Annotated in this window: 5 protein-coding genes; all 5 read left to right on the forward strand. The window is 39.5% G+C overall.

Translation table 11 applies throughout. The features are described 5' to 3' along the window. The first annotated feature begins 98 nt into the window (after positions 1-98). The 5 genes from ASU02_RS22285 to ASU02_RS22305 all read left to right on the forward strand — a co-directional run bounded on the left by ASU02_RS22285 (position 99) and on the right by ASU02_RS22305 (position 6,458). Complete coding sequence (locus tag ASU02_RS22285) at positions 99-737, forward strand: YigZ family protein (RefSeq protein WP_057767624.1); 639 nt, start codon at positions 99-101, stop codon at positions 735-737. Positions 738-899: 162 nt separating this feature from the next. After that, positions 900-1,937: an LCP family protein gene (locus ASU02_RS22290; protein ID WP_057767625.1), complete on the forward strand. Its 1,038-nt coding sequence runs from the start codon at positions 900-902 to the stop codon at positions 1,935-1,937. A gap of 209 nt (positions 1,938-2,146) precedes the next feature. Then, complete coding sequence (locus ASU02_RS22295; protein WP_057767626.1) at positions 2,147-4,261, forward strand: N-acetylmuramoyl-L-alanine amidase; 2,115 nt, start codon at positions 2,147-2,149, stop codon at positions 4,259-4,261. A 177-nt stretch (positions 4,262-4,438) separates the two neighbouring features. Further along, positions 4,439-5,134, forward strand: a complete 696-nt coding sequence (locus ASU02_RS22300) for an SH3 domain-containing protein (protein ID WP_057767627.1) — start codon at positions 4,439-4,441, stop codon at positions 5,132-5,134. A gap of 1 nt (position 5,135) precedes the next feature. Then, complete coding sequence (locus ASU02_RS22305) at positions 5,136-6,458, forward strand: SpoIID/LytB domain-containing protein (protein WP_057767628.1); 1,323 nt, start codon at positions 5,136-5,138, stop codon at positions 6,456-6,458. The last annotated feature ends 100 nt before the right edge of the window (positions 6,459-6,558 follow it).

Here is a 6,558-nt window from a genome sequence, read left to right on the forward strand (position 1 = left end):
CTTTAATAGGTAATTATGACAGACATTTCTCCGATTCAATATTTATATTGACTTAGCATATGTAAAAAAGGCGAATTAGATTGGAAAGGAGCGGTTATATGCTGCCCCGTTACTATACTGTAAAAGGTTACGGAGAACACGAAATCATCATCCAAAAATCACGATTTATCGCTTATGTCGAAAGAGCGGAATCGGAAGAAGAAGCACAAGCATTTATCCAGAAAATAAAAAAGCAAAATTGGGATGCCACACATAATTGCTCTGCCTATATGATCGGAGAAAATGATCAGATCCAGAAAGCAAACGATGACGGGGAACCAAGCGGGACGGCAGGCGTACCCATCCTGGAAGTACTCAAGAAAAAGCAGCTGAAAGATACAGTGGTTGTTATCACTCGATACTTTGGCGGAATCAAGCTTGGAGCCGGCGGACTTATTCGCGCTTACGGAAAATCCACCTCAGAAGGAATCGACGCCACCGGGGTTGTTGAAAGAAAGCTGATGCGGGTCATGCATACGAAGGTTGACTATACGTGGCTTGGAAAGCTCGAAAACGAACTGCGCTCCTCAATCTATGCACTTAAGGAAATCCATTATCTTGATACAGTGGAGATTGAAACATATGTGGAGGAAGAACAAACTTCTGCCTTTACCGAGTGGATGATTGAGCTAACGAATGGACAGGGAGAAATTGCAGAAGGTGCAGTTGTTTATTTAGAGGAAGACGTGGAAAAATAATTATATTTACGATTACTGATAATTTCGGTAAAATTAACTATTGATTTACTAGTGTTTTACAAACCCAGCCTGCAATATGTGTCTTTTTTAATGAAACAAATAGAACATACAAAGAATAAAGTCACTAAGTTTTTTACTAATAAAACAAAAAGTGGGGATAAAATGTCTAATCTTAGGTCAAATAGGAGAAAAAGCAAAAAGAAGCGTTTTTGGCGCACTTTTGTCCTTTTACTCCTGCTCCTTTTAGTTGGTGGCGGATCGTATTTTGCATTTGATATTGCTTACCACGCAAAAAAGGCTACTGATAATATTTACCAAGAAATTGATCGCGAAAAAGTCGAAAATCATCGCACAGAAGAAGTTAAAATCACGAAGGATCCTTTTAACATCCTATTATTAGGAATTGAAGAACAAGGTGGCGGACAGCGTTCTGATGTCCTTCTGCTTGTAACTGTTAATCCAATTACTGAAGAAGTTTCCATGTTAAGTATTCCTCGTGATACACGAATTATGGTTCCGGCTGCTGGAAAGAAAACAAAGATTACAGAGTCCTTTAGCTACGGCGGTGTTGAATCGACTATAGAAACAGTTGATGAATTGCTGGATGTGCCAATCGATTATTATGTTACGACTAACTTTGAGGGTTTTGAAGATATCGTTGACACTCTTGGCGGAGTAGAAGTTAATGTACCGTTTACTTTTAAATCACAGCTTACAGGCAGTTTAAAGTGGAAAACCTTTCATGAAGGACCAATGGACCTGAACGGAAATGAAGCACTTGCCTATGTAAGAATGAGAAAAAAGGATCCTCAAGGGGATAAAGGACGAAACGAAAGACAGAAGGAAGTTATTAAGGCAATTATTGATAAAGGAACATCCTTCGGTACGATTACGAAAATTAATGATATATTAGGTGACTTAGGAGAGAATGTAAAAACAAACATTCCCCCGTCTAAATTTGCAAATTTCATAAAACTTTACAGCAAAATTAAGAATACAGAAATTCAGAACCTGACACTAGAAGGTGAAGACGAATATATTAATGGTGTTTATTATTATATTCCAGACGATGAATCTCTTGAAGAATTAAGCACGACTTTAAACGATAGCTTAACAAAGACAAAGAAAACAGTAGGAACGGATTACCAGTCTACACAAGATTCGCAAAGTGAACAGAATGCGGATAACGAAGAATACTAAATTAATATATTTAAAGCCTGGTGTGAGCGTAAATGCGCAGCAACAGGCTTTTTTTTGAATAATATTCCAAGAATATCCCTTTGCACCCACTCTCATTTATATTTTTCTAATAATAAATGACTATATTTAGTATTTATGGTTGGAACATTTGACAAAGTTCGCTAGAATAAGATACGGAAATAAAATTTTGTCGACGGAGGGAAAAAACTTTGAAAAAACTGATTGCTTCTTCTGTTCTTGCTACTGCTGCTCTCTTTCCTGCCATCGTACAAGCAGAAAGCCTAGATACATCGGCAAGTACGTTAGTAGAACAAATTAAAACAAACAGCAGTATGATTCAAACAGGTAAGAACGCTTTGATTACTGAAAACAATGTAAACGTCAGGAAAGGTGCTACTACCTCTTATCAAGTAGTAACAAAACTTTCAAAAAATACAGTAGTCAAAGTAATTGATAGCTTTACAAACAGCACAGGCGAACTTTGGTATCGTATTGAGGTTGGCTCAGTAAAAGGCTGGGTAATCCAAGACTATGTCGCACCATCCAATGATGATAAGCCTGCTCCGCCAAGCACGGAAGTCAAAACAATTTATGCAGCTAAGGCTCCCGTTCGAAAAGGTGCAACGAATTCATACAGCATCGTTTCATATGTTTACCAGAACCAAAAGGTGACAATTATTGATACGTTTAAGAATGCAGCTGGCGAAACATGGTATCGTGCAGATTTAGGGTCATTAAAAGGGTGGATTCATCAGGATGCATTTGATTCAACTGCCAATCCGCCAAGTCCTCCGGGTTCTGAAACAACAGACCTCCCCGATATTGGCAGCTATGTCTATAGCGGACAAAATGGACTGGATGTAAGAAAAGGAGCAACCACTTCTTACGCGTCCGTCTACAAGCTTTCTTTAAACCAGAAAGTAAAAGTCATCGACCACTTTACCCATACAGACGGTACAGCTTGGCTAAGAGTTGAGGTAAATTCATCATTAGCGGGCTGGATTCCAGCAGATTCAGTTAGTACATCCGAGTCATTGAATCTTGATTTGTATGTAACTGCCGATGTAGCTAATTTAAGAAGCGGCCCATCTACGAGCTATTCGATTTTGGATCAGGCAACTAAAGGATCACTTTTAAATGCAGTAAAATCTGAAAAGGGTTCAGATGGCCACGTATGGTATCAAGTACTAACAAGCTCCAATCAATTAGCATGGATCAGTGAAACGATTGTTTCCACTCAGGAACAGACGGGATATAGTGTAGGCTCTAAGTACATAGTAGGGGCAGCAAATATAAATTTACGATCTGGAGCTTCTACACAGTATAAGGTAGCAGAAGTACTGAAAAAAGGTACAACTGTAACGATACTAGGCGAGTTCAAGAATTCTCTTGGTCAGCAATGGTACAATATTCTGAGCTCATCTGGAAAAAAAGGCTGGGTTCTAAGCTCTGATATGGCTTCCTTCCAATTAGTATCTAAGAAGCTGCTTTCTCCAACAGTAACCACATCGGGTGGAGATCAATACTTAAACTGGAAAAAAGCGAGCAACTTTTCCGTTTCTTACACAACGCTGTCTTCCAATCGTCTAAAACTGACAGGAGGATTAACAGATGTTGAACTGCCTTCTGGAAAAGTCCCTGGAATTCAATCTGTTGAAACCTTTGCTTCAGGGGCTGAAAAGTCAGTTGTATTAACGTTTGAACCAGGATACTCCTTTACGATGAGAAATTATAATGACAAGCTATCTATTAAAATTGTACCCTTCGGTTTGAAAGGTAAAACAATTATTATTGATGCTGGTCATGGCGGAAAAGATTCTGGTGCAGTTGGACCAACTGGCATTAAAGAAAAGAATGTTGTTCTTTCAACGGCATTAGCTCTTAAAGAGGAAATAGAAAAATATGGCGCAACAGTGATCATGACTCGCAGTACAGATGTATTTCTCGAATTATCAGAACGAACAGATATTGCCAACAGATCAAGTGCTGATGCGTTTATAAGCGTCCATGCAGATTCTTTCTCTTCTTCCTCTAATGGATCAACGACTTATTATAATTCTACGGTGAACTTTAACGGCCCTCGAAGCAAAACATTAGGAAGCGCCGTTCAGAAGAATATGATATCTTCTCTTAGCACGTATAATCGCGGTGTTAAGGAACAAAACTTCTATGTAAATCGTATGAATGACCTGCCAAGTATTTTAGTAGAACTTGCTTTTATTTCTAACCCGAAAGAGGAAAAATTGCTTAATTCTAGCGACTTCCGCAAAAAGGCTGCCGTTGGAATTACAAATGGGCTTGAGGAATACTTTAACAATTTCTAAAAACTTGTAAACTATTTTCCATTACGCATAATTATGCTACTCTACTAAAGGAATATAAATTTGGGTAATTATTATTAGTTACCCAAATTTTTTTTCATGGACGAATGTCTCATTTTTCAGAGTTATCCTTTTTTGGGACTACTAGTTTTTGTTTTTTATATAAAAGGAGGAAAAAAAATGAATCGATCAAAAAAATTAATGGCTGCAGGTGTGCTAACACTGGGCCTCGGAGCGGGTGCGGTTATTTCGACTCCACAAGTAATGAAAGCTTCAAGTAATGTTGTATTAGCAAGTGTTGATTGGGTGACCTCTCAATTAAATCCGATGAAAACGAAGATTTCTGAGCTAGAATCAAAGATTGCCTCACAGCAGCAGGAAATAAATAATCTGAAAGCTCAAATTTCTCAGCCAGGAACAACACCACCACCCGTTACTCCACCAGTTACTGGCGATCTGCCTTCAGCTGTTTATGCAAAAGGAACAGTCAACATTCATTCTGGTGCAACAAAAGAATATAAAGTCGTTGCTACTAGAGCAAGTGGCTCCTCATTAAAGGTTATTGATTCACATAAATCTGCAACAGGTCTTTGGTATCGTGTTGAGCTTTCTTCTACGTTAAAGGGATGGGTATTTTCTGGAGATGTTTCTGTAGAAAAGCCAGCGAATGCAGAGAAAACGGTTGTTACATTTGGAGATGTGAATTTGCGTAAAGGAGCGACGACAAGCTATGCATCCCTTCAAGTGATTCCAAAAGGGACAACGTTAAAGTATATTTCCTCCTTCACAAATGCGGCTGGCGAGGTTTGGCATAATGTTCAAACAGCTGCAGGAGTCAAAGGATGGATCATCGGCAGCCTTAGCGAGGTGAAATAAATTGAAGAGGTTTATTTCCATTTTTGCTAGTCTTCTATTGCTGCTAGTTTATTTACCAACTAACTCAAAAGCAGCGGAACTAGTAAACTACCCAACGAAAGTAAATGTATCGATTCTATTAAATGCAAACTTGACTATCTCTTTAAACGGCTCTTATCAGCTCAGCAATAAGGATACAGGAAATGTAACGGAAGTTCCCCCGAACACGACAATTAGTGTGAAAAAGGACAGCGCTGGGGTCACTGTAAGCTACACTGGTTTTACCGAAACTGCTTCTAAAGGTTTTGATGTTCAAGAGCAGGTCAGCAGCAGCTTATCTCTAGCAAGAGTAAGCAATGGGGTCACTTATCGTGGCAGCTTCTTTTTGAAACCAAATGGCACTAAAGTAGAAGTGATTAATATTCTAGATATGGAAGACTATTTAAAGGGCGTTGTCCCTAGCGAAATGCCTGCTTCATGGCATAAGGAAGCTTTAAAGGCACAAGCTATTTCTGCACGAAGCTATGCAGCTAACATGATCATGTTAACAACAACAGCAGCAAGCCAAGTATACCGTGGATACACTGGAGAGGATGCTAGAACGAATGCGGCCATTAAAGAAACAGAAGGACTTTTAGTAAAATATAATGGCAAACCGATCCAAACCTTCTTCTTCTCAACGAGCGGAGGCAGAACGGCAAATGTAGGCGATGTATGGAACTCTAGACAATCCGACTTTCCTTACTTAGTATCTGTCGAAGATCCATATGAAAACTCTCCTTACAGCAGCTGGAGTGAAACGTTTACAGCTGCGCAAGTATTAAAATCATTCGGATTTGCTGAAACAGCCCAAATCCTTGATATTACCTTAGCAAAAACAGGAGCAAACGGCGAAGTTCGCGGAGTAACACTAAAGACTTCTGCAGGAGAGAAAACGGTAACCGGAAATGAATCAGTCATCCGCAAGCTATTCCCTCTTCCTGATTCAAACCTTTATAATCAATTGTATACAAACTGGTTTGATATTCAGGTAAATGGTTCACCATCGGAGCTGTCTGTTCAAACAGCAAACGGCACTGAAACCATTAAGGATATGAAAGGTCAAAAGGTGCTAACAGCAAATGGCGAAGTAACCCTTTCCGATTCAAAAGTATCCATTCAAACAGCTGGCGGGGTTGTTTCCAATGAAGGCGGATCAGGCATTACCTCTGTTACACTAAACGGAAAAGGATGGGGACACCGAATTGGGATGAGCCAATACGGCGCACGCGGCTATGCAGAAAAGGGCTGGACCGCTGTACAAATCCTTACCCACTACTTCCAAGGAACCACTGTTTCTAAATAATATTGATGAAAACGCTTGGATTGGGTGGTTACCCCCAAAAATTAGAGTTTTATTATGCAGCTGATTGGCTGGATTGAGTTCGGTATTCGACTGGACTCAA

Origin of the sequence: Cytobacillus praedii (assembly GCF_001439605.1) — a bacterium.
GTDB classification, from domain to species: domain Bacteria; phylum Bacillota; class Bacilli; order Bacillales; family Cytobacillaceae; genus Cytobacillus; species Cytobacillus praedii.

Bases quoted from the DNA above. Each gene is read 5' to 3' on its own strand.
- ASU02_RS22290 (WP_057767625.1), top strand. From the start codon at position 900: ATGTCTAATCTTAGGTCAAATAGGAGAAAAAGCAAAAAGAAGCGTTTT.
- ASU02_RS22285 (WP_057767624.1), top strand. From the start codon at position 99: ATGCTGCCCCGTTACTATACTGTAAAAGGTTACGGAGAACACGAAATC.
- ASU02_RS22300 (WP_057767627.1), top strand. From the start codon at position 4,439: ATGAATCGATCAAAAAAATTAATGGCTGCAGGTGTGCTAACACTGGGC.